The following is a 21,845-nucleotide window of genomic DNA, read 5'->3' as shown; positions in this document are numbered from 1 at the left end:
TTATGATGAATGTGGATCTGCAACAACTTATCCAGACATTGACCGCCCAGGCTCGCCGGGATTTGGTGCGCGCTGCTGAACGCTGCGTGACACGCGGGGGCAGGGAAGTGTTGGTGGAGGACCTGCTGCTGGCGCTGCTGGAGCATCAAGACGGCCTTCTGGTACGGGCAATGGCGGATGCGGGCATTGAGGCCGGCGAGCTGCAAGCCACACTGCAACCGAAGGGGGAGGCCAGTGCTTCGCGCAATCCAGTGTTTGCCCTGGCGCTTGTGCAATGGCTGCAACAGGCCCTGATGGTTGCCCATGTGGAACTGCGCCAGGCTGAGGTCGATCACGGCGCCCTGCTGTTGGCACTGCTGCGTCACCCGCTGCAGTACGCGGGGAGTGCCTATCAAGTGTTATTGAGCCGGTTGGACGTGCAACGGGTGCATGGTTTCGTGCTGGGCCAGGCGCCTTGCCCAGGTCCTGCGCCGACGGTTGATTCATTGCTGGAGCGCTTTACTCACGACCTGACACGGCAGGCCCGTGAAGGACGTATCGATCCGGTGTTGTGCAGGGATGCTGAAATTGGCCAGTTGATCGACATCCTGATGCGCCGGCGCAAGAACAACCCAATACTTGTCGGAGAAGCCGGGGTCGGCAAGACGGCCGTTGTCGAAGGCCTCGCGTTGCGCGTTGTCACTGCGCAGGTGCCGGAACCTCTCCGGGATGTGCGGGTGCTAACCCTGGACATGGGGCTGCTACAGGCCGGCGCGAGCATCAAGGGGGAATTCGAACGGCGCCTCAAGGGCGTGATTGACGAGGTCAACGCCTCGATGAAACCGGTGATCCTGTTTATCGACGAGGCGCATACGCTGGTCGGGGTGGGCGCCCAGGCGGGCGCGTCCGACGCCGCTAATCTGCTCAAGCCAGCCCTGGCCCGTGGCGAACTGCGCACCATCGCCGCCACCACCTGGTCGGAATACAAGAAATACTTCGAAAAAGACCCCGCACTGGCGCGGCGCTTCCAGTCTGTATTGGTTGGCGAGCCTAGCGTCGAGCAAGCGGTTTCGATCCTGCGTGGACTGGTTTCGGTGTATGAGCGCAGCCATGGCGTTTACGTACGGGACGACGCGGTGGTAGCGGCGGCGCAGATGAGCGCGCGTTATCTGTCCGGGCGTCAGTTGCCGGACAAGGCAGTGGATGTATTGGACACCGCCTGCGCTCGCTTGCGTACCCGTCGGGACACGGCGCCGGAGGCATTGCAACGCTTCTACGCGGAACAGGCAGAAGGTGTGCGGCAGCATCAGGCAATAAGTCGTGACAGGCAGGAAGGGCTTCCCGTGGATGAGCAGGTGTTGCACGGGCTTAACCTGCGCATGGAGACGATGGAAAGTGAACGTCAGCACTTGGAGCAGTGTTGGCTGGAACAGCCAACATCGACGCAGCAGGTGTGCCCGCGCCTGGTGGCCGAAGTCATCAGTGGCTGGACCGGTATCCCGGTTGAACAACTGGCATTCGAACACAGTGCACGGGTGCTGGGCCTAGCCGATGCGCTGCGCGCGCGCATTCTTGGCCAGGAACACGCGGTGCAAGCCCTGGACCGCAACCTGCGCGCCGTTGCCGCCGGGCTCAATAAGGTCGATGCGCCGGTCGGAGTATTCCTGCTGGTCGGCCCAAGTGGCGTCGGCAAGACCGAGACTGCGTTGGCCCTGGGTGATCTGTTATATGGCGGTGAGCGTTTTGTTACCACCCTCAACATGTCCGAATTTCAGGAAAAACACTCGCTGTCTCGCTTGATTGGGGCGCCGCCCGGTTATGTCGGTTTCGGCGAGGGCGGTGTGCTGACCGAAGCCGTACGCCAACGCCCATATTCGGTGGTGCTGCTCGATGAAGTCGAGAAAGCCGACCCGGAAGTGTTGAACCTGTTCTATCAGATTTTCGACAAGGGCGTGGCCAATGATGGGGAAGGCCGGGAAATCGATTTTCGCAACACGCTGATCCTGATGACTTCCAACCTGGGCAGCGAGTGCATCGGTGAGCTGTGCGCAGGTGGCCAGCGACCTGAGATGCACGTGCTGCAAGAGGCAATCCGTCCTCTGCTGCGTGACCACTTCAAACCCGCGTTATTGGCCCGAATACGTGTGGTGCCGTATTACCCGGTGACGGGTGAGATTCTGAATGATTTGACCAGGCTTAAGTTGGAGCGCCTGGGGCAGAGGTTAAGTCTGCGCAAGCTGGCGTTCAGCTATACGCCAGGCCTGGTTGCACACATGGCCGAGCATTGCTCCCACGGAGACAGTGGCGCTCGTTTTATTGACCAGTGGATCGAGCTGCATTTGTTACCGCAGGTGGTGGACCGCTTGCTGCGGGCGATGGCTCAAGATGAACCCTTGACGCATGTGCATGCGTACCTGGCGGGGAATGGCATGCCCATCTGTGAGTTCAGCCAATGAGGGACGACCGGTCCAACCAGGAACCCCATTCGCGGGCTTACGCCGACGCGCTGCTTGGCTGGTTCATTCGGCTGGGTATCGATGGCGACGAAGCCACGTTGCCCGGTCTATGTGTTACGGCGGTGGCGCAGTTGAGCCAATGCGAACTCAGTCAGTGGTACTGGCGAGATGAGTCCACTGGCCGGCTTGAGCTGATTGCCCAGCATTTGTCCGGAGCGCTTAGCTCCGGCGATCCGGTCGGCACCAAGGACTTTCAGCATGAGCAGATGCTGCGCCATGTACTCAGTCATCAGATGGCCCTTAGCTTGGAAGATCCCACCGACAGCGTGTATGAATGCGGGTTTCTGCCAACGCTGGCATCCCCCTGGAAAGCGCTGTCCTGCGTGCCGTTGTTCAACCGCGGCAAGGCCATCAACGGCGTGTTGGTATGCGCCAGTCAATGCCGGAAAAATTTGCAGGACTACTCTGTCTCCTTGAGCCAACTGGGCAGTTTTGCCTTGATGCAGCTGCTTCTGCTGAAGCGTCAATGTTCCACAGGAAGTATCGCCCTCCAGAATGACCGTACACCGGCCCCCCGTGCAGAATTTGGGCTGATCGGCAGCAGTTCGGCGATGGATGAAACGTACCGCCTGATCGGCAAGGTCATGCAGACGCCTTACACCGTATTGCTGCGTGGCGAGACGGGGACAGGCAAAGAGGTGGTGGCGCGGGCTATCCACGCTGCAGGGCCGCGCAAAAGCAAAGCGTTCGTGGTGCAAAACTGTGCGGCGTTTCCGGAAGGGTTGCTGGAAAGCGAACTGTTCGGCTATCGCAAAGGGGCCTTCACGGGGGCTGAACGCAACCATGTCGGGCTGTTTGACGCGGCGCATGGTGGCACGCTGCTCCTGGACGAAATCGGCGACATGCCGTTGTCTCTACAGGCCAAGTTGCTGCGGGTTCTGCAGGAGGGCGAAGTTCGCCCGCTGGGCGCCAGTGCGGCACACAAGGTTGATGTGCGCATCATCGCTGCGACGCATCGCGACCTCGCCGCAATGGTAGCCCAAGGCAGTTTTCGCGAAGACCTCTACTACAGGCTGGCGCAATTTCCCATCGAACTGCCGCCCTTGCGTGAACGCGACGGGGATGTGTTGTTGCTGGCGCGGGAATTTGCGCAACAGGCTTCCATTGCGCTGGGACGTGTACCGGTGTCGTGGTCCAGCGCGGCCCTTGACCAACTGTCGAGCTATGCCTTCCCCGGCAATGTCCGTGAGCTCAAATGCCTGGTGGAGCGAGCAGTACTGCTCTGCGATGACGGAGTGATCCTGCCGGTGCATCTTTCCTTGCCTGCGCCACCTGCCAATACCGCTGTCGATGCGACGTTACGCCAACGCTTGGAGCGGGTAGAGCGGGTGTTCCTGATCGATTGCTTGCACAAGAACCGTGGTAATCGCACCCGAACTGCGCGAGAGCTGGGCGTCGCCCGCCGCACGCTGCTTTATCGCCTGGCGCGTCTGAAAATCCCCGTTGGCGATGTCCGTGAGGAGTGCTGAGTGGGGACGTGCTGGCACCTGGTTTTCATGGGAGATACCTGATGTTTTTTCATCCGTGGCAAGCCCTGTTGCTTGCGCTGTGTTTGTTGATTGGCTGTAACGCCAATTATGTCTTTGACGATGCCGACTACCGCCCCTTGGGTGATCCCCAGGCTGTCCGTCGTGGGCAGTGAGCAGGAGAGTTCTGCCATGCAATTAGTGTTTGAAGTCTGCAGTGTCGTGAACGGTGAACCGTTGGCCCGCAAGACGTTTGAGGGGGGTGGCGGTGTGATCGGCCGTGGGGTGGGGTGTGACTGGATCATCCCCGATGCCCATCGCCTGATCTCCAGTCATCATGCCCTGGTCAGTTATCGAGAAGGTCACTACTTCCTGACGGATATCAGCAGCAATGGCATCACGGTGTCAGGCAGCATGGAACGCCTGGACAAGGGGCAAGCGCGGCTGATCACAGATGGGGAAGTGTACCAACTGGGCCAATTGGAAATTCGTGCTCGCCTGGTGGCCAATGAACGGCGGCCCTTTGCTCGGAATGACTTGATTCCAGACGACGCATTCCTCGGGCTTGACCCTCTTCATGCACTGGATCGCGAGCAATTGTGCGTCGACTCATCGGCAGAATTGGATGCTCTGGATGCGTCAACGCAGGTGTCTCCCCAATCCCACATGCAAGGGCCTGTGGATCGCGATCATCTGATCGTACCGACATGGGCCGCACCCGACAGGCAAGTGAACCCTCCCGACCCCGTCATCGCCGTGCCTGCTGGCTCGCAAGCGTTCTGGCCGCAGTTCGCGCAAGCATTGGGCCTGCCATTGGACACGCTTGATACGCCAGGTCGCGAAGCCCTTGCGATCAAGGTGGCAGGGCTGTTCAGGCACGCCATCGAAGGGCTGCAGCAAAGCCTGCGAACGCGCGATGAGCTCAACAGCGAGATCAACGTTGCGTTGGTCTCCCCAGTGCTGAACATTCGCAACCCGTTGAAAGTCTGCGCCGACAGCCAGGCTGCCATGGCGTCGTTGTTGGGCACTGGTGAGTCGGGTGAACTCGCTGCCGAGCAAGCCGTCGCCGAGGCCTGTCGAGACCTGCAAGTTCATCAGCTGGCGATGGTCGTGGCCTGCCGGGCCGCGGTACGGGGTGCACTGGCAGCCTTTGCGCCTGGGCAGTTGTTGCCGTGTTTCGAGCGCGAGGGCAAGCGCCCCAGGTTTTTCACCGAGGCGGCCCATTGGCGGAGTTACCAACGCCACTATCGACGACTGGTTGACGAAAACTCCTTGGGTGATCAGTTGCTGCGCAATGACTTTTCCAATGCCTACGGGGAGCAGGTACGCCTGGTTTCCACCCTGAATGTAGGGTGCCCAGGATGACGTTCAGGTACCGAATTACTGCCCTGTCACGGGTGTCAGCACTGTGCCTGTTGGCCGGATGTAGCAGCCTTTCACCTTTTTCGACCCTGACCAAACTCGACCTGACGTTGATCGCAGGTGATGAAGTCAACCCCGACCTTCACGGTCGCCCGTCACCCGTGGTGGTGCAACTGCTTGAACTGCGGCACCCCGTGGCCTTTGAAAACGCTGATTTTTTCAGCCTGTACGACCGCGCCGAGCAGACGCTCTCCAAGGATTGGGTCAGCGGCGAGGAATTGGAATTGCGTCCTGGTGAACAGCAGGCACTCAAGCTCAGTGTCGAGCCGCATAGCCGCTACGTCGGCGTGCTGGCGGCCTATCGCGACTTGCCTCATGTGCAATGGCGGCTGGTGCTGCCGGTGGCGCCGGGGCAATTGACGCGTGCCGACATTGTGCTGGACCAGACGGGCCTGCGGATGGCAGCCCCTCAGACTGACAGGGCGGAGAATTGAGATGCTGGTCCATAACGTTATCTGGCAAGAGGGCATGCTGTTGCGGCCCCAGCACTTGCAACACAACGACCGCTACTACCATCGACAGCTCAACCGAACTCGGTTGCTGAGCAGTGATGCGTGGGGGTTCCTGACCCTGGACCTCGATTTGCAGTACCTCAATCTGGGCAAGGTGGTTGTCAACCAGGCCAGTGGAGTATTGCCGGACGGCAGCTTGTTCGAGTTGAGCGGCGCGATGGAGCCCTTGGTGTTGCAGGTGCCTGCCAACGCGGGCAGGCAAGCTGTTTACCTGGCGTTGCCGCTGGCGACGGAGAATCAGGTCGAAGTGCGCAGGAAGGAGCAAAGCGATGTGCTGGCACGCTACGTCGCCTGTGAAACAGAGATCGGCGATTCCAACGCTGGCGCCGATTCGCGTTGCCAGATCAACTGCGCACGCCCGGACTTGCGCCTGATGCTGGGCGAGGGGCCCAGTGATGCGTTCTACGTGAAACTCCAGGTCGCCCAGGTGCAGGATTCGACGCGCGAAGACGGCGTAAGCCTGGATGCGGATTTTGTGCCGACGTTCATCTATCTCCAGGGCACCGGTTATGTGTCGTCATGCATCAAGGAGGTGATCAGCCTGCTGGCGACGCGTGGCGATGCGATTGCAGCGCGAATCCAGGGGAGTGGCGCCTCGACAGGCGCACAGGTCGGCGACTTTCTAATGCTGCAACTGATCAATCGTGCCGAGTTGATCCTGCGTCACTACCTGGTACAGGCCCAGGTGCGACCGGAGCGGCTGTATCGAGAGTTGCTGTCGATTCTCGGTGAGCTGTCGACGTTCGCCAACGACAACAAGCGCGCGCAACTTGCCGTGCACTACAGGCATGGTGATCAGGGGGCGAGCTTTCGTGGGCTGATGGAGGGGCTTCGCACAGTGTTGTCGTCGGTGCTGGAGCAACATGCCATCGAGCTGGTGTTGCAACAGCGGCAATACGGGGTGCTGGTTTGCCCGGTCAGCGATCTCAAGTTGCTCGGCACTGCCACATTCATTTTGGCCGCCACCGCCCAATGTGATTCGGAAGAGCTTCGCCATCGTTTGCCAGCGCATCTCAAGATCGGTCCCGTGGAACGGATCCGCGAGCTGGTGAACCTGCACCTGGCCGGTATCAAGGTACAGCCGCTGCCGGTCGCACCGCGGCAGATTCCATATCACGCCGCCAAAACCTATTTCATGCTCGAACTCAGTCCGCGTGACATCGCGCAGTTGGAGCAGTCGGGTGGTTTTGCCTTCCACGCGAGCGGTGAGTTCGCCGAGCTGGAACTCAACTTCTGGGCTATCAGGAACTGAATACCATGACGATGGACAGTGAATACCCGCTGGATGAAAAAACCGTATTGCTGGACCGTGATGGGCTCGGACCGGCACGAGGACCCGTTACGGACTTCCCATCGCCGCCACGCTTCGAGCAGTTGGAAGATCGGATGATCTACGCCGCCAACCTGCCGGGGCAGCGTTTCAAGATGGGCACCAACATGCTGTTGGCTGCGGCCTGGGAGCTCCTGTCGCAGGTTGCCCAGCTCAAGGCCAGCCCCGCTCGGGAAAGCTTGCAGGCGCTCAATGACCAGCTCTCATCGGCCATCAGCGCATTTGAGGCCCATGCCTTGCACCTGGGGGCAGAGACCAGCCAGGTGATGTCTGCACGCTATGTGCTGTGCAGTGTTATCGACGAGGCAGTAGTCACCACGCCGTGGGGAAGTTGCAGCGATTGGTCCAAGAGGAGCCTGTTGAGCCGCTTTCACAACGAAACCTTCGGTGGTGAAAAGTTTTTCCAGTTGCTGGAGCGTTTGTCCCGCGATCCCGTCAAGCACATTGCCATGCTCGAGCTTATGTACCTGTGCCTGGCGTTGGGATTCGAAGGCAAATACCGCGTCATGGAGCGGGGAAGGGGGCAACTCGAAGCGGTTCAGGATGCTGTTTACCGCCAGATCAGGCATGTGCGGGGTGACCGGGTGCCGCTATCCATTTCCCCAGAGAGGGGGAAGGCTCCTCGCGGACGAATACGCATCGTCTCTGCCATGTGGGCCGCTGTCGGTGTGCTGGCCTGTTTACTGGTGATGTATTCAGGGTTTGCCTGGGTGCTGAGCCAGGAGCGCGAGGCGGCACTGCAACCTCTTCAATTTCCGGTGTCAGGCCTGTCTCGGACACCCTCGTAACGCAGGGAGCAATGGATGAACGCATTCTTCAAAGGCGTGGGTACGGTGCTACGCAAAAGTTGGGTATATAGCTTGCTGCTGGTGCTGTCCTGTGCGCTGCTGGTGTGGTTCTTCGGGCCGTTGCTGGCGGTGGATGACTACCGTTTCTGGCAAAGCCCGACGTCCCGTTTGCTGACCATCAGCGGGTTGCTGTTGCTGTGGGGGCTGGCGATGGTCGGGATGGGCGCGCGTCGTACCGCTCGGTTGAATCAGCCTGAAGAGCATGAGCGCCATCAGCGGCAGGCATTGATCAACGAGGAAATACGACAGGTACGGGCGCGCTTCAAGGAGGCGCTGCAGGCGTTGAAAACCTCACGACGCTACGGTGAGCGCAGTGAGCGTTGGCGAGACGAGTTGCCTTGGTATCTGTTGATTGGCGAGCAAGGCAGTGGAAAGACCAGCCTGCTGGCGGCCAGCGGCTTGCCGTCCCCATTCGACCACCCCGACGCGGCGCCCCTGGGGGCTACGTCTTGGTGTGACTGGTATTTTGCCGAAGACGCCGTTCTGGTCGAGGCTGCGGGCCGTTACTTGGGCCAGCCGGACCCTTCAGTGGATGCAGCCGGATGGTCGACGCTGCTTGATCTGCTCAAGTGGCGGCGCAGGTCGCGGCCACTCAATGGCGTAGTCGTCACGTTGTCGGCCGACACACTTTCAAGCAGCAACGAGCACGACCTGGAGCGTCATGCCCGCCATGTGCGTACGCGCTTGCAGGACATCCAACAGACACTGCACGTGGATGTGCCGGTGTATCTGGTATTGACCCAGTCTGACCGGTTGGCCGGTTTTGCCGAGTTTTTTGATGCTCAGCAGGGTGATGGCACAGTACAGGTCCTGGGAGGGGACCTGAGTAAGGACCTCGCCCAAGTGAGAGACGTGTTCGAGAACCTGTTGCAGCGCCTGGGTGGAGACCTGATTCCGCGCTTGCATCAAGAGCGAAATGTCGAGCGCCGAGGGCACATGCTTGATTTTCCCCGGCAGGTCGCACGCATCGGTGACGCCCTGTGCCTGTTTATCGAGGCGGCGTTTTCTGTCAACCGCAATCAGCCGATCAATGCCCTGCGAGGTTTCTACCTGACCTGTGCGAAGACCGTCGATGTACGTCCGCATTTTGTCCAGGGGTTGTTTAAACGCGTGATATTTGCCGAGGCCGGCCAGGCCGGACTGCTGACCCCGGAGCGGCAGCGCATACATCGGCGCCACGGATGGATGGCGCTGGCAGCGACTGTGGTCATCGGGACAGTGGGGGCGGTGTGGGCGCACAGTTACTCGTTCAACCATCAGCGCCTATTGCAACTGACGGGACTGATCCACACCCAGCGCGGCACCCCGCCAGGGGCGGACGATAGCCATGCGTTGCTGACGCTGCTGGACAGTCGCCTGGCGGCAACCCAAGTGTTTTCGCCACAGGCGCAAGCTCGGTGGATCGATCGGGCCGGCTTGTATCAGGGCGCGCTGAGTATTGCACCGCTGGCCGCAGCCTATGAGCACACCTTGCAGCAGCGGTTTCTGCCATACGTGGCCACCGTGCTCGAAGGACGCGTGCGAGGCAGCCTGGGTGACCGCGAACAACTGCTGGATAGCCTGCGTGCCTACCTGATGCTCAACCTGCGTGAGCGGCGTGATAACGCCTGGCTGGCAGAGTATGTGTCTGGCCAATGGTCGGGCGACTCCTCGGCGAACAAGCGCCTGAATGAGCACTTTGCTCGGCTCCTCGAACAACCGTTTCTGGCGCCGTTGGATGAAGCGCTGGTCGCCCGGGCGCGCCTGGTATTACGCGGGGAGTCACTGGCGGAGGTGGTCTACCGGGCGCTGCGGGAACAAGCGCGGAACCTGGAGCCTTACCCGCTGGCCGAAGGCCCGGCGTTTTCCAGGGTTGCACCGCCCATACCGGGGTTTTACACCAAGAAATACCTGCAGTTATTCGAACAGCAGGGCACTCAGATGGTCCATGCCATTGCTCAGGACAATTGGGTCCTTGGAGAGGGCGGCGATCTCAGCGCAGCAGATTTGCGCAGGCTGATGCTGGCGCTGGAGCAGCGCTATTTCAGTGAGTACGCCGACGCCTGGAGCGACGCCCTCGGTCGAATCAGATTGCGCGAAAGTGGCAGCCTGCAACAAGGCGCTGAATATCTCGCAAGCCTCACATCGGCTCAATCGGCCTTGGTGCAGCTGTTGCAGCAGGTGCGCGAAAACACACGGTTAGTGTCGGTCTCCGATCGACTTGAAACGGCAGTCCAGCCAGTCGCCGGGCTGGGCGCGGTGACGTCCAGGAGCCTGGCCCGCGCGGGTCTACCGGATAATGCCCGGCGTGCCTTGCAACGCCGCTTCGAGCCCTTGCACCAATTGCTCGACGAACAGCAGAACCCAGGGGGCGAGTTGACGCAGGCATTGCGCTTGCTGGATGAGCTGCAGTTGCAATTGTCGGCAGTGAGCCGGGACAGTTCACCGGAGCAGGCAGCGTTCAAAATGGCCAGGCAACGCATGGATGGACAGCAGCCCCTGCTGGGCAACCTGCGTGATACGGCGGCTCGCTTCCCGCAGCCGCTCAAAGGGTGGTTCGAAGGTATTGCCGACCAAAGCTGGCGCCAACTGCTCGATGACGCCTACGGGTTTGTGAATCAGCACTATCAAAACGAAGTCTATGGCTTCTATGCGAAAGCCATTCAGCGCCGCTACCCATTCGATGCGCATGCTGGCAGCGACGTTGCCCTGGGCGATTTCCAGGCGTTTTTCAAGCCTCGGGGTGCCATGGCACGCTTTTATGAGAGTTACCTGCGGCCGTTCGTCATCGTTGAGGGCAACCGCTATCGCCTGCGGGGGATAGAAGGGCGCAGCCTGCCGATGTCGCGCTCGTTACTGGAACAACTGACCAGGGCGCAGATCATTCGCCAAGGTTTTTTCACCGAGGATCAGGGGGAGTTGGCCGTACGGTTCACGCTGGCGCCCTATAGCCTGGACCAGGCCGTCAGCCGGGCGACGCTACGGGTGGGTGATCAGCAGTTGGAGTACCGCCACGGCCCGATCGTGCCGGTGGCGTTCCATTGGCCAAACGAGGCGGAGAATGGTCGCAGCAGCCTGGTGCTGGAGCGTGGTGCCGAGCGGCCATTGGGCATTGAGAAAGACAGTGGCGCCTGGTCGTTGTTCCGGTTTTTCGACCTGATGCAAAGCGAGCCCGCGAGCGGCAGGGATGCGCAGGTTCTCAAGGCTGACCTGGCCGGCCTGCGGGCCAATTACCTGCTCACCAGTCAACGTGACTCGAGCCCATTCCAGATGGCGACATGGCGCACCTTCCGCCTGCCGGAGCAACTGTGAGCGGTGCACAGCCCTGGCGCAGCGCCGGGCGCACGGCGCAAGGCAAGAGCCGCACACGCAACGAGGATGCGTTCCTCGATTGCCCGCAACGTGGTTGTTGGGCGGTGGCGGATGGTATGGGGGGGCATCATGCCGGGAATGTCGCCAGCCAACGGGTGGTTCGCAGCCTTGCTGCACTGCCCGGCCAAGGCGATTTTGACCAACGCATCGAGGCCGTTGGGCGGTGCCTGCGAGGCCTCGACAGCCAGTTACAACCTGCCGATGGCGTGGCGGGCATCATGGGCAGTACGGTGGTGGTTTTGTTACTGGAGCACCATCGCGCCGCCTGTGTCTGGGCAGGGGATAGCCGATGCTACCTGTGGCGAGGGCAGCGGCTGTATCAACTGTCGCGGGACCACTCTCTGCAGCAGCAACTGATAGACACGCAACAGTTGAGCCCGGAACTGGCCCAGGCTCATCCTGGCGCAAGAGCCTTGACCCGTGCGGTGGGAGCCAGGCAGCCATTGAGCCTTGAGATATTGGAGCTGCGCGCCCAGCCCGGTGATGTGTTTTTGTTGTGCAGCGACGGTCTGTACCAGGGGCTCAGCCATAAGGAGTTGGGGAGTGCCATGAGCGCAGGCACGCCACGGCAGGTGGTGGATCGGTTGTTCCGTGGCGTGCTGCAGGGGCCGGCACGGGATGACCTGACCGCCGTGGTAGTCCAGCCATGAGCGCAGCGGCAGGTCCGCCGAACTTGCTGGCGGGGCGCTATCAGCTTGAGCGGATCCTCGGCACCGGGGGCATGGGGGTGGTCTATCGCGCGCGGGATCTGCTGCATGAAGCTTTCGGCGAGCCAGACTGCCGTGTGGCGCTGAAATTGTTAGGCGAGAGCCTATCCGCCTCCACCGACGCGCATGTGCTTCTCTACAGCGAGTTCGCCCTGACCCGAAGCCTGCGCCATGATCACGTGGTGCGTGCATTTTCGTTCGAGGTAGACACAGCCCTCCAAGTGGCATTCTTCACTATGGAAGTGATGCCTGGACTGACCCTGGATCGCCTGCTCCAGGAGTGTCCTCAAGGACTGCCATGGCAAGAGTTGCAACCCATGGCCCTGCAACTGCTGGAAGCACTGGCCTACACCCACCGGCAGGGTGTCCTGCATGGCGATGTGAAACCGGCGAATATCATGGTTGGGGAGCAGGGGCTACGCTTGTTCGATTTTGGCTTGGGTCACGCGCAAGCCCAGGCAGAGGCGGGCTTGCCGGCTTTGAGCCGCAACCGGCTGAATGCCTGGACGCCGGCGTATGCGGCACCGGAGCTGATAGCAGGAGGATTGCCGTCGGCTAGCGCCGACTTGTATGGGGCGGCCCGGGTGCTCTATGAGATGGCCGAAGGACGGCGGCCTGTAGAGCCTCAACGCAATCAACGATTGCCGCGACCCAGGCAACTGCCCAGGCAGTACTGGCCGTTGTTACGTTCAGCATTGGCCATTGACCCTGTGCAGCGAACCGTCGATGTTGCCGAGCTGTGCGAGGGCTTGGCAGCCCGTCGGTGCCTATGGTTCAGGGGCTAATGCGTCAACCGGCCACATCATGTATCCGGCAGTATTCGTCCCAGCTCAGCCCCGCCATCTGTGCTACTTCCTTGTGGACGTCAAGGCGTTGGGTTTCAAAGGCTTCGGGGGACTCGGCGGTCAGTTTCAGCGTCAACTCCCAAGCAAACAGGCCCTGACGTTCGGCTTCGGCTTCGAAGGCTTCATGCAGCCGTTCGGCGCGGTAGTGTGCCAGGGTTTCGCCCTTGGCTTGTGCGGCCAGCGGGTTCAAGGTCTCGAGTTCTGCGGCAACATCGGGGTGTTCGTTGAGGAATCTGTCCAGTGCCAACTGGTGGTTATCGCCGGGTGGTGACAAGGGCTTACTCCATTCAATGGCCGGGCTTTGGTCCGTGGCCTGCCGCGAGGCGGCGGGTGCGTTTGTATCGCCGGCGGTTGGTCCAGGCACGCATAGGATTGAGTAAAAACAATAACAGGAAGGTCATCAGCACCGAAGCAGATTTAGTGAGTGGCCCACGTCACAAAACTCAATTACTTTTGAAATCTGAGGAATTGACTGTCATCCATTATGGAAAAACATCTGGATAAATGGCAAAAGGCTTTCGCTCAGCGTGCCTTGACGTGTAGCGTTAACCCCGTATTTCCGGCCCTGCCTTTCAGGGACAGTGGGCGATGGGCAGAGGGATCGGTCATGGCGCAAACGCTGTTCAAGCTTTTCTTCACCCAACGTCTGGCCGCCTTGGCCAGCACGGAGTCTCTTCGAGCGATCCGCGAAGGTTTGTTGTGGATCCTGCCTTGCCTGCTGGTGTCTGCCGGTTTCCTGATCCTGTCCGAATGCGCGCGGATGCTGGGTTTCGATGCGCAAGTGGTGGCGTTCTTCGCTGGCTTGCACAATCAAATCAGCTCTGTGATCCCGCTGCTGGTCGCTGCGTCCATCGGTTACATGTTGGCAATCCAGCATCGATTGCCGCAACTGCCGGTGGCGTTCCTGTGTCTGGCCCATGTAGTGGTGGCAACGTTTATCCTGCGTGAATACCCACGCGCTTCGGCCACTTTCGTCCTGTTTATCGCGATTGCTTCGCCGCTGTTGAATGTGCCGGCGATTGCGTGGCTGCACCGTTACCGCTGGACTCGGTTGGTCAATGAAGACCTGGTGGGGCACAACCTGCGGGGCACTATCAATATGGTGGTACCGGGCGCCATCACCGCGCTGGCGTTGGTGGTGGTGTTGTCTTTGCTGCTGCAGATTCCTTACGTGGCGCAACTCCAGGGGCCCCAAGTACTCCATGCCCTGGAGTCGCCTTACGGCAGCGGCCTGTTTGTGACCCTGATGAATTCGCTGCTGTGGTTCTTCGGCATCCACGGTGTGTACGCCATGCAGCCGCTGTTCGATGTGCTGGACCAGGCGGTGGCGCTGAACGGTGCGGCGTCGGCGGCGGGCGAGCCGATCAACTACCTGTTGAACAGCGGCCTGTTGGGCAGCTTCGCGTTTATCGGCGGTTCGGGTGGAGCTTTATGCCTGTTGCTGGCGATCCTGCTGTTCTCCAAGAGCCAGTCCATGCGTTTGTTGGCGATGGCGAGTCTGCCGCTGTCACTGTTCAACGTCAGTGAGGTGCTGTTGTTCGGTTTGCCGATCATCCTAAACCCGCGCTTGTTCATTCCCTTTCTGGTGGTACCCGCGTTGAATGCCATGGTGGCGTTGACGGTGGTGCAGATGGGCTGGGTCTCGCCGGCGGTGGTCAGCGTTCCACTCACAGCGCCGGTGCTGCTCAATGCCTACCTGAGCACTCATGGTGACTTCGCGGCGGTGGCGCTGCAACTGACGCTGCTGGGCCTGGGCACGTTGGTGTATGCGCCGTATGTGCTTGCGATTCATCGCCAGGCCACCGAAGGCGGCACGGTCTACCTCAAGTCTCTGGACATGACCTTCCGTGGTCTTGAAGAAAAGGGCCGGCTGCGTGAGCTGGATCCGGTGCTCGCCTCCCACAAGGCCCTGGCGCGCCAGGCCAATGAACTGAGCCGCATCCAGCAAATCAGCGACTACGATTTCTACCTCGAATTCCAACCACAAGTCTCGACGCGCACCGGCCTGTGCACCGGCTGTGAAGCGCTGATGCGTGCCCGTGACGCCCAGGGCAAGGTGCATTCGCCTTGGGAGTTCCTGCAATGGCTGGCCCAGGCGCAGTTGATGCCGGACGTGGATGTGTGGGTTGCGTCCCAGGCGGTTCGCCAGTACCAGAAGTGGCAGAAACTCGGCTTTGTCCTGCCGATGACTATCAATATTTCCAGCGCGACGCTGACCGACGCCGCCTATGGTGAACGCCTCGTAGAAATCCTGGCCCAGGCCCACGGGCACGTCTCGGTGGAAATCACCGAAGACGCGCTGGTCGGCGATATTCAGGTCACGCGCCAGACCATCCAGAAGCTGCAGGCCATCGGCGCCAAGGTCTATATCGATGACTTCGGCACCGGTTTTTCGGCCTTGAGCTACCTGCATCAGTTTCCAGTGGATTTCATCAAGATCGACCGCAGTTTCGTGGTGGCCCAGCGCGACCCCAAAGGCGCCCAAGTCATGACTGGCATGCTGCGCTTCTGTGAGGCGCTGAACCTGGGTGTGGTGGTGGAAGGCGTGGAAACCGCCGAGCAGTTGGCCTTTCTGAACACCGGCGCCGAATTGATTATCCAAGGCTGGTATTTCAGCAAGGCACTGCCGGCAGATCAGTTGGAAGACTTTGTGCGTGAGCGCGCCGCCTTGGCGCAAGCCTAATACCCGCGCTGAGTCTGTTCGATCTCCTCGACCAACCCGTCGATTCCCGCCAGGCGCGCACGGTTGTCGTGGTCCCAGGGGTGAAAGCCGGGTTTGAAGTAATGCAGCCACGGCACCAGCATCCGTGGGAAAACTCCCTTGGGCCCATACAGAAATTTCAGCATGCGCCAGAAGCCTTTCAGGTGCCCGCCGGACTTGCGGTCAGCGATCAGCAGGCGCAGGTGGAAATCGAAGACCACCAGCCAGAAAAACACCGTGGTGGTGAGCATGGTCCCGGTACGCAATAAATAGCGCTTGGGCCCGGGCTTGATCACGGTGTTCCAGACATCGAAGGCCACCGCTTTGTGTTCGGTTTCCTCCAGGGCATGCCAGTACCACATCTGTTGGTAGCCCTTGAGTGAATCGCCGAAGCGAGACGGGTCGCTCAGCAGGATTTCGGCCAGCATCGCAGTGTAGTGTTCAAGGGCAATGGTCACGGCCAGGTTGAAGGAGGCTGGCAGGTGTTTTTTCTGCAGGTCGAGGATGAACTTCAACCGACGGTCCAGCGTGTGCGCTGGTAAGCCGGCCGCTTGCAGCAGATCGTTGTAGGCCACGTGTTCGCGGCTGTGCATGGCCTCCTGGCCGATAAAACCCTGGATCTCTTTCTTCAGCGCTGGATCGTCGATGCGTTGGCGGTAGTGGCGCACGCTGTCCATGAAAAACAGCTCGCCCTGGGGGAATAGCAGCGACAGTGCGTTGAAGAAGTGCGTGATGAACGGCCCCTGTTCATGCCAGTTTTTGATGCGCTCGGCGGGCAGGGCGAAATGAATGTCACGGCGGATCGGCAGCATAGTGCGTGCTCCTGTTCAGAGACGAGGCTCGTCGTTGGTTTCAAGCACCGGTGTGCGGGGTTTCGGCGCCATGCGCTGGCTGGCGAACACCACCAGGGCTTGATAGGCCGCCGGCAGACAGCGGGCGAGCAGGTCGAGGAAATAGGCGTCGCGGCCGATCAGCACGCGACGTTTGTTTTTACGCACCCCGTGCAGGATCACCTTGGCGGCCTGGTCGGGGTCGGTGATGAACAGCTTTTCGAAGTCGGCGCGGGCCTGCTGCTCGCTGTGGATCAGGAACCCGGTCATGTTGGCGTCGATACGGCTGCTGCGGCAGATATCGGTGCGTATCCCACCGGGGTGCACGCAGGTGGCCGATACGCCGCAACGTTGCATGTCCAGCTCTTGGCGCAGGGATTCGGTAAAGCCACGCACGGCAAACTTGGTGGCGTTGTAGCCGCTCATGCCCGGTTGGGCAAACAGGCCGAACACGCTGGAGGTGTTGACGACATGGCCTTCTCCTGAGGCTTTCAGGTACGGCAGAAACGCCTTGGTGCCATGGACCACTCCCCAGAAGTTGATGCCGACAATCCATTCCAGGTCGGCGTAGTCCACACCCTCCACCGTACTCGACAAGGCCACCCCTGCATTGTTGAAGACCAGGTTGACCCGGCCGTGTTCGGCCACGCAGCGCGCAGCCCAGTCCTCCATGGCCCGGCGATCGGACACATCCAGCACCTGGGTGGTGATCAGCACGGGGGCCAGGGTGGAGGCCTTGATCAATGCCAACGTCTGTTCCAGCCCCTGGCTGTTTTTGTCCGCCAGTGCCAGGTGGCAGCCTTCCCGTGCCAGGGCCATTGCCAGGGCGCGGCCCATGCCGGATGCCGCGCCGGTAATGGCCGCTACGCGGCCGTTGAATGACTTCATGACAGGCTCCCTTCGGCAGTGGAATGGGCTGTAGGCACAGGACGGTGGGGCGCATGGATCGGCACCCGACTGGTCACATAGTCCTTGAGCGCAAACTGGCGGGTGACGCGTTTGAAGCGCCAGGTCGAGCCCGGCCACAAGGTGGTGTTCTTGCCCGTGCGCGGGTCCAGGTACCAGCTTTGGCATCCGCCGGTGTTCCAGATGGTGCGCTTGAGTTTGGCTTGCAGCTGTTGGTTGTAAGCGCTCTCCACGCTGGGTTTGACGTCCACGCTGGCGATGCGATGTCGCTGCATTTGCTCAAGTGCATCGAGAATGTAGGTCACCTGAGCTTCAATCATCAGGATCATCGAGTTGTGCCCCAGGCCGGTGTTGGGCCCGACGATCAGGAACAGGTTGGGATAGCCGGGCACCGTGGTGCCCTTGTAGGCATGGGCGCCGTCTCGCCAGGCATCCATCAGGTCCACGCCGTCGCGCCCGATGATGCAGTCGCGGGGCAGGGGGTCAGTGGCCTGGAAGCCGGTGCCGAAGATCAGGCAGTCGGCTGGGTGCTTGATACCGTCGGCAGTGATCACCCCGTCTGCTTCGATGCGCAGCACGTTGTCGGTGACCACTTCGACATTGCTTCTCGACAGCGCGGGGTAGTAGTCATTGGAAATCAGCACGCGCTTGCAGCCGATGGTGTAGTCCGGGGTCAGGGTCTTGCGCAGGGAAGGGCGTGCCACTTGTTTATGCAGATGGCGCAGGGCAATTTTCTGCACCATTTTCATCAGCCGTGGGTGCAGGGCAAAGCCGACCACGCGGCCTTCCAGAGCCCAATAAAAGGCACTACGCACCAGGCGTTGGGTGAAGGGCAGGTGCTTGAACAGCCAGCGTTCGAGAGGTGAGATTGCCCGGTCCGGCTTGGGCATGATCCACGGTGGCGTGCGCTGGAACAGGTCCAGATGAGCCACTTGGGACGCAATCTGCGGCACGAACTGAATGGCGCTGGCGCCGGTGCCGATCACCGCCACGCGCTTGCCCTTCAAGGAGTACGCGTGGTCCCACTGCTGTGAGTGGAAGCGTTTGCCCTTGAAGCTGTCGAGTCCCGGGATATCCGGCAGCGCCGGACGCGACAGGCCGCCCATGCCCGACACCAGCACCCGCGCGCTGACCTGGCGGCCATCACTGAAGCGCAATTGCCAGCGCTGGTGTTGCTCATCGAATACCGCCCGCTCAAGGCCCATGCCGAAACGCAAGTAGGGCGCCAGCTCGTAGCGCGTGGCGCATTGCTCCAAGTACGCACGGATTTCTGCCTGGGGCGCGAACTGCCGCGTCCAGTCCGGGTTGGGCGCGAAGGAAAACGAATACACGTGGGACTGCACATCGCAGGCGCAGCCTGGGTAGTGGTTGTCACGCCAGGTGCCGCCGAGGGTGTCGGCCTGCTCGGCGATAAAGAAGTCGGTGAACCCGGCCTTCTTGAGCTTGATCGCCATGCACAAGCCGGCAAAGCCGGAGCCGATGATGGCGATATCGATTGAGTCGCTCTGGGCATTCATAAGCATTCCTTCATGGGCATCGGGTGTGCTCCTTTTCTTGTTGTGTCTTTTAGATAGAACACCATTGCAAAGAAAAATTGAATTACTTATTTTAAAAAAGATTTTAAATAATCTACCTGAAAATATCACCTACGCTAGTCCCAGGTTCCTCATGTGCGACTTGTCCGACGGACAGGCGCGATATTCAGGTCCAGGGTGTGGGCGATAGCTGAGGCTTTGATCAATTCCGGTCAGGTCGACAGCAGCAGGGAAGCAGAGGACCGAGCTATGGCTGTTGAATGGGTTATCGCTGCGGCTGTATTGATAGGCGCGAGCGCCATTTCATGGGGGTTTAGTGCGTGGATGACTCGGCGCATTGAAGCCGCCGTTCCGGGCAGCGGGCGTTTTGTGGAGGTGGACGGCGAACGCTTTCATTATTACGAAGAGGGCAAGGGCCCACCGCTGCTGATGATTCATGGGCTGATGGGCAGCAGTCGCAACCTGACGTATGCCCTGTCCGGGCAGTTACGTGAGCACTTCCGCGTTATCACGCTCGATCGTCCTGGATCGGGTTACTCCACGCGTCATAAAGGCACCGCTGCGGACCTGCCGGCCCAGGCGCGGCAAGTGGCGGCCTTTATCAATACGCTGGGCCTGGATAAACCCATAGTGTTGGGGCATTCCCTGGGCGGGGCGATTTCCCTGGCGCTGGCCCTTGACCATTCCCACGCGGTGTCGGGGTTGGTGTTGGTGGCGCCACTGACCCATCCACAACCCACTTTGCCGCTGGTGTTCTGGTCACTGGCGGTGCGACCGGCTTGGCTGCGGCGCTGGGTGTCTCACACCCTCACGGTGCCTATGGGCCTGTTGACGCGCCGTGCCGTGGTCAAAGGCGTGTTCGCACCGGACAGCGCCCCCGACGATTTTGCCACCCGTGGAGGCGGGCTGCTGGGCATGCGCCCCGATAACTTCTATGCCGCGTCCAGCGAGATCGCCCTGGTCAACGACGACCTGCCGGAGATGGTCAAGCGCTACCCGCAATTGACGCTGCCCATCAGCCTGATCTACGGCGCGCAGGACAAGGTCCTCGACTTTCGCAAGCACGGCCAGGCCCTGGCCGATAAGGTCCCAGGGCTGAAGCTGCAGTTGGTGGAGGGGCGCGGGCACATGTTGCCGATCACTGCCACCGCGCGGGTGGTGGAGGCGGTGCAACAGCTGGCGAAGCGTGCGCGGCCAGCGCAAACCGCGGCTATCCTGCATCCTCCGTTTGCCCTGACAAGCCAATAATCGTGGCACTCACCGCGGGTTGTACCGTTCGAAATGCTTGCCCTAGAGACCTGACCAAGCGGCTGCAAAAGAGACTGTCCGGTCACGCAAAAAAGGCCTCGAAAAACTAGTTGACGACCTAACGATTCCGCGCTATTTATTTAAAAAAATATTTCAATGTTTCTTTTGAAATGATTTTTGAAATGCCTAAGAGCGAATAAAAATGAAAAAAACGTCTTTTATCGCATGGTTGATTGCTCGGAGCATCCAACGCTCCCTGAACCTGTTTTCCGCCTCCCTGCAACGGAGGCTGCCATGAATCAGACACTGGCAGCTCCAAGCATCTGGACCGACGGCAAGCGTCACCTGTGGTGGTTGGGCATCATGCCCTTGGCCACGCCTTTATTGTCCGGCGCATTGGCCATCACCACCGGTGTCCAGCAACTCTGGTGGGTCGGTGTATTGGTGATCTTCGGCCTGATCCCGCTGATCGATGGCTTGCTCGGTGAAGACGTGAGCAACCCGCCCGAATCCGCCGTCAGCCATCTCGAATCGCAACGTTACTACCGCTGGATCGTTTACACCGGCGTGCTCTTTGTTATCTCGTCGGTGGTGATCACCGGTTGGCTCGCCGCTGGCGGTATCGACTGGATCATCCAGGGTGGGCTGTTGCAGGCTGCCGCTAGCCTGGAACCGTCGAGCGGTTTGTCCCATGCGGCCAGCTACATCACCACACGTACTCAACTGCATGGCGAAGTGAGTGCGTTCACTTACCTGGGCATGGCCATGTCGACCGGCGCCGCAACTGGCATCGCGATCAACACCGCCCATGAACTGGGGCACAAACCCAATGCGCTGGAAGTGTTCCTGGCCAAGGTCACCCTGGCCCCGACGTTCTACGGTCACTTCTACACCGAACACAACCGTGGCCATCACGTACGCGTTGCAACACCAGAAGACCCAGCCAGTTCGCGGCTGGGGGAGAGCTTCTGGGCCTTCCTGCCACGCTCGGTCTGGTTCAGTGCCCGCTCGGCCTGGAATCTGGAGCGCGAACGCCTGCGCAAGCTCGGCCTGCCGGCCTGGCACTGGCAGAACGGCGTGCTCAGCGCCTGGATGTACAGCGTGGTGTTGTGGGGCGCAATGATCGCCTGGCTGGGGGCAGCAGTGATTCCTTTCCTGATCATCCAAGGCATCTACGGTTTCTCGCTGCTGGAAGTGGTGAATTATGTAGAGCACTACGGCCTTAAACGTCAGAAATTGCCCAATGGTCGCTACGAGCGTTGTTCGCCACGGCATTCATGGAACAGTAATCGCATTGTTACCAATATCTTTCTGTTCCAGTTGCAACGGCACTCGGATCACCATGCCAACCCCACACGTAGTTATCAGTCGTTGCGTCACTTTGATGAGTCGCCGCAACTGCCGTATGGCTATGCGAGCATGATTGTCTGGGCTTATGTGCCTTACTTGTGGCGACGGCGCATGGATCACCGGGTACTGAATCATTACGCGGGGGATATTACCCTGACCAATCTTCAGCCGTCACAGCGCTTGAAGTATCTGGAGAAGTACAGCAACAGTGCCAAACCGTTCTAAGTTCAACTTTACAGTGTTTGTGTACTCGGGGTCTGGATGCCGCGCAGGTCTTTATCGCCCGCCCGTTTCCAGAT

At 60.3% G+C, this 21,845-nt stretch carries 17 protein-coding genes; 13 read left to right on the top strand and 4 right to left on the bottom strand.

What is annotated here, in order from left to right; all coding sequences use genetic code 11:
• The first annotated feature begins 2 nt into the window (after positions 1 to 2).
• The 10 genes from PF1751_RS15010 to PF1751_RS14965 are packed head-to-tail and all read left to right on the top strand — an operon-like array spanning position 3 to position 12,916.
• Positions 3 to 2,435: an AAA family ATPase gene (locus PF1751_RS15010; RefSeq protein ID WP_044287289.1), complete on the top strand. Its 2,433-nt coding sequence runs from the start codon at positions 3 to 5 to the stop codon at positions 2,433 to 2,435.
• Complete coding sequence (locus tag PF1751_RS15005) at positions 2,432 to 3,964, top strand: sigma-54 interaction domain-containing protein (RefSeq protein WP_021491580.1); 1,533 nt, start codon at positions 2,432 to 2,434, stop codon at positions 3,962 to 3,964. The genes PF1751_RS15010 and PF1751_RS15005 overlap by 4 nt, the downstream gene beginning before the upstream one ends.
• Positions 3,965 to 4,005: 41 nt before the next feature.
• A complete protein-coding gene (locus tag PF1751_RS29495; RefSeq protein ID WP_044287288.1) occupies positions 4,006 to 4,137 on the top strand; it encodes a hypothetical protein in 132 nt (43 codons plus the stop codon).
• A 16-nt stretch (positions 4,138 to 4,153) separates the two neighbouring features.
• Positions 4,154 to 5,326 (top strand): type VI secretion system-associated FHA domain protein TagH, encoded by a 1,173-nt coding sequence (gene tagH / locus PF1751_RS14995; protein WP_021491579.1) that lies wholly within the window; start codon positions 4,154 to 4,156, stop codon positions 5,324 to 5,326.
• Positions 5,323 to 5,817: a type VI secretion system lipoprotein TssJ gene (gene tssJ, locus PF1751_RS14990; protein ID WP_021491578.1), complete on the top strand. Its 495-nt coding sequence runs from the start codon at positions 5,323 to 5,325 to the stop codon at positions 5,815 to 5,817. Before tagH ends, tssJ begins: the two co-directional genes overlap by 4 nt.
• 1 nt (position 5,818) lies before the next feature.
• Complete coding sequence (tssK, locus tag PF1751_RS14985) at positions 5,819 to 7,147, top strand: type VI secretion system baseplate subunit TssK (protein WP_010209970.1); 1,329 nt, start codon at positions 5,819 to 5,821, stop codon at positions 7,145 to 7,147.
• A gap of 5 nt (positions 7,148 to 7,152) precedes the next feature.
• On the top strand, positions 7,153 to 8,013 hold the full coding sequence (gene icmH / locus PF1751_RS14980) for a type IVB secretion system protein IcmH/DotU (RefSeq protein ID WP_010209972.1): 861 nt from the start codon (positions 7,153 to 7,155) through the stop codon (positions 8,011 to 8,013).
• 15 nt (positions 8,014 to 8,028) lie between these two features.
• Positions 8,029 to 11,364, top strand: a complete 3,336-nt coding sequence (gene tssM / locus PF1751_RS14975) for a type VI secretion system membrane subunit TssM (protein WP_044287287.1) — start codon at positions 8,029 to 8,031, stop codon at positions 11,362 to 11,364.
• Positions 11,361 to 12,074: a PP2C family protein-serine/threonine phosphatase gene (locus PF1751_RS14970; protein ID WP_010209975.1), complete on the top strand. Its 714-nt coding sequence runs from the start codon at positions 11,361 to 11,363 to the stop codon at positions 12,072 to 12,074. Before tssM ends, PF1751_RS14970 begins: the two co-directional genes overlap by 4 nt.
• The gene (locus tag PF1751_RS14965) at positions 12,071 to 12,916 is read left to right on the top strand and encodes a serine/threonine-protein kinase (RefSeq protein ID WP_010209976.1); all 846 of its coding nucleotides are present in this window, start codon (positions 12,071 to 12,073) and stop codon (positions 12,914 to 12,916) included. The genes PF1751_RS14970 and PF1751_RS14965 overlap by 4 nt, the downstream gene beginning before the upstream one ends.
• A gap of 4 nt (positions 12,917 to 12,920) precedes the next feature.
• Here the strand turns inward: PF1751_RS14965 and PF1751_RS14960 are convergent, their stop codons facing one another.
• The gene (locus PF1751_RS14960; RefSeq protein ID WP_010209978.1) at positions 12,921 to 13,250 is read right to left on the bottom strand and encodes a DUF6388 family protein; all 330 of its coding nucleotides are present in this window, start codon (positions 13,248 to 13,250) and stop codon (positions 12,921 to 12,923) included.
• Positions 13,251 to 13,583: 333 nt separating this feature from the next.
• Between PF1751_RS14960 and PF1751_RS14955 the strand changes: the two genes are divergently transcribed.
• Entirely contained in the window at positions 13,584 to 15,659 is a 2,076-nt protein-coding gene (locus PF1751_RS14955; RefSeq protein WP_010209980.1) for an EAL domain-containing protein, read from the top strand.
• Here the strand turns inward: PF1751_RS14955 and PF1751_RS14950 are convergent.
• Genes PF1751_RS14950 through PF1751_RS14940 form a run of 3 tightly spaced genes read right to left on the bottom strand, consistent with a single transcriptional unit; the run spans position 15,656 to position 18,930 of the window.
• Positions 15,656 to 16,489 (bottom strand): metal-dependent hydrolase, encoded by an 834-nt coding sequence (locus PF1751_RS14950; RefSeq protein WP_010209982.1) that lies wholly within the window; start codon positions 16,487 to 16,489, stop codon positions 15,656 to 15,658. The two genes, PF1751_RS14955 and PF1751_RS14950, sit on opposite strands and share 4 nt — an antisense overlap.
• 15 nt (positions 16,490 to 16,504) lie before the next feature.
• Complete coding sequence (locus tag PF1751_RS14945; RefSeq protein WP_010209983.1) at positions 16,505 to 17,395, bottom strand: SDR family NAD(P)-dependent oxidoreductase; 891 nt, start codon at positions 17,393 to 17,395, stop codon at positions 16,505 to 16,507.
• Complete coding sequence (locus tag PF1751_RS14940; protein ID WP_010209985.1) at positions 17,392 to 18,930, bottom strand: flavin-containing monooxygenase; 1,539 nt, start codon at positions 18,928 to 18,930, stop codon at positions 17,392 to 17,394. Before PF1751_RS14940 ends, PF1751_RS14945 begins: the two co-directional genes overlap by 4 nt.
• A gap of 267 nt (positions 18,931 to 19,197) precedes the next feature.
• On the opposite strand from PF1751_RS14940, the gene PF1751_RS14935 reads away from it, so the two are divergent.
• Together PF1751_RS14935 and PF1751_RS14930 are read left to right on the top strand one after the other, a co-directional pair.
• Complete coding sequence (locus PF1751_RS14935; protein WP_029529126.1) at positions 19,198 to 20,196, top strand: alpha/beta fold hydrolase; 999 nt, start codon at positions 19,198 to 19,200, stop codon at positions 20,194 to 20,196.
• 294 nt (positions 20,197 to 20,490) lie between these two features.
• Complete coding sequence (locus PF1751_RS14930) at positions 20,491 to 21,771, top strand: alkane 1-monooxygenase (protein WP_010209991.1); 1,281 nt, start codon at positions 20,491 to 20,493, stop codon at positions 21,769 to 21,771.
• Positions 21,772 to 21,845 lie beyond the last annotated feature (74 nt).

This window comes from Pseudomonas simiae, assembly GCF_000934565.1.
In the GTDB taxonomy this organism is placed as follows: domain Bacteria; phylum Pseudomonadota; class Gammaproteobacteria; order Pseudomonadales; family Pseudomonadaceae; genus Aquipseudomonas; species Aquipseudomonas simiae.
The sequence above is the reverse complement of the archived record's forward strand: the minus strand, read 5'-3'. Positions and strand labels throughout refer to the sequence as shown.

Coding starts and splice junctions, on each gene's coding strand:
- tagH (WP_021491579.1), top strand. CDS start 4,154: ATGCAATTAGTGTTTGAAGTCTGCAGTGTCGTGAACGGTGAACCGTTG.
- PF1751_RS14945 (WP_010209983.1), bottom strand. CDS start 17,395: ATGAAGTCATTCAACGGCCGCGTAGCGGCCATTACCGGCGCGGCATCC.
- PF1751_RS14935 (WP_029529126.1), top strand. CDS start 19,198: ATGGCTGTTGAATGGGTTATCGCTGCGGCTGTATTGATAGGCGCGAGC.
- PF1751_RS14955 (WP_010209980.1), top strand. CDS start 13,584: ATGGCGCAAACGCTGTTCAAGCTTTTCTTCACCCAACGTCTGGCCGCC.
- tssM (WP_044287287.1), top strand. CDS start 8,029: ATGAACGCATTCTTCAAAGGCGTGGGTACGGTGCTACGCAAAAGTTGG.
- tssJ (WP_021491578.1), top strand. CDS start 5,323: ATGACGTTCAGGTACCGAATTACTGCCCTGTCACGGGTGTCAGCACTG.
- PF1751_RS15010 (WP_044287289.1), top strand. CDS start 3: ATGATGAATGTGGATCTGCAACAACTTATCCAGACATTGACCGCCCAG.
- icmH (WP_010209972.1), top strand. CDS start 7,153: ATGACGATGGACAGTGAATACCCGCTGGATGAAAAAACCGTATTGCTG.
- PF1751_RS14965 (WP_010209976.1), top strand. CDS start 12,071: ATGAGCGCAGCGGCAGGTCCGCCGAACTTGCTGGCGGGGCGCTATCAG.
- PF1751_RS14940 (WP_010209985.1), bottom strand. CDS start 18,930: ATGAATGCCCAGAGCGACTCAATCGATATCGCCATCATCGGCTCCGGC.
- PF1751_RS14950 (WP_010209982.1), bottom strand. CDS start 16,489: ATGCTGCCGATCCGCCGTGACATTCATTTCGCCCTGCCCGCCGAGCGC.
- PF1751_RS14930 (WP_010209991.1), top strand. CDS start 20,491: ATGAATCAGACACTGGCAGCTCCAAGCATCTGGACCGACGGCAAGCGT.
- tssK (WP_010209970.1), top strand. CDS start 5,819: ATGCTGGTCCATAACGTTATCTGGCAAGAGGGCATGCTGTTGCGGCCC.
- PF1751_RS29495 (WP_044287288.1), top strand. CDS start 4,006: ATGTTTTTTCATCCGTGGCAAGCCCTGTTGCTTGCGCTGTGTTTGTTG.
- PF1751_RS15005 (WP_021491580.1), top strand. CDS start 2,432: ATGAGGGACGACCGGTCCAACCAGGAACCCCATTCGCGGGCTTACGCC.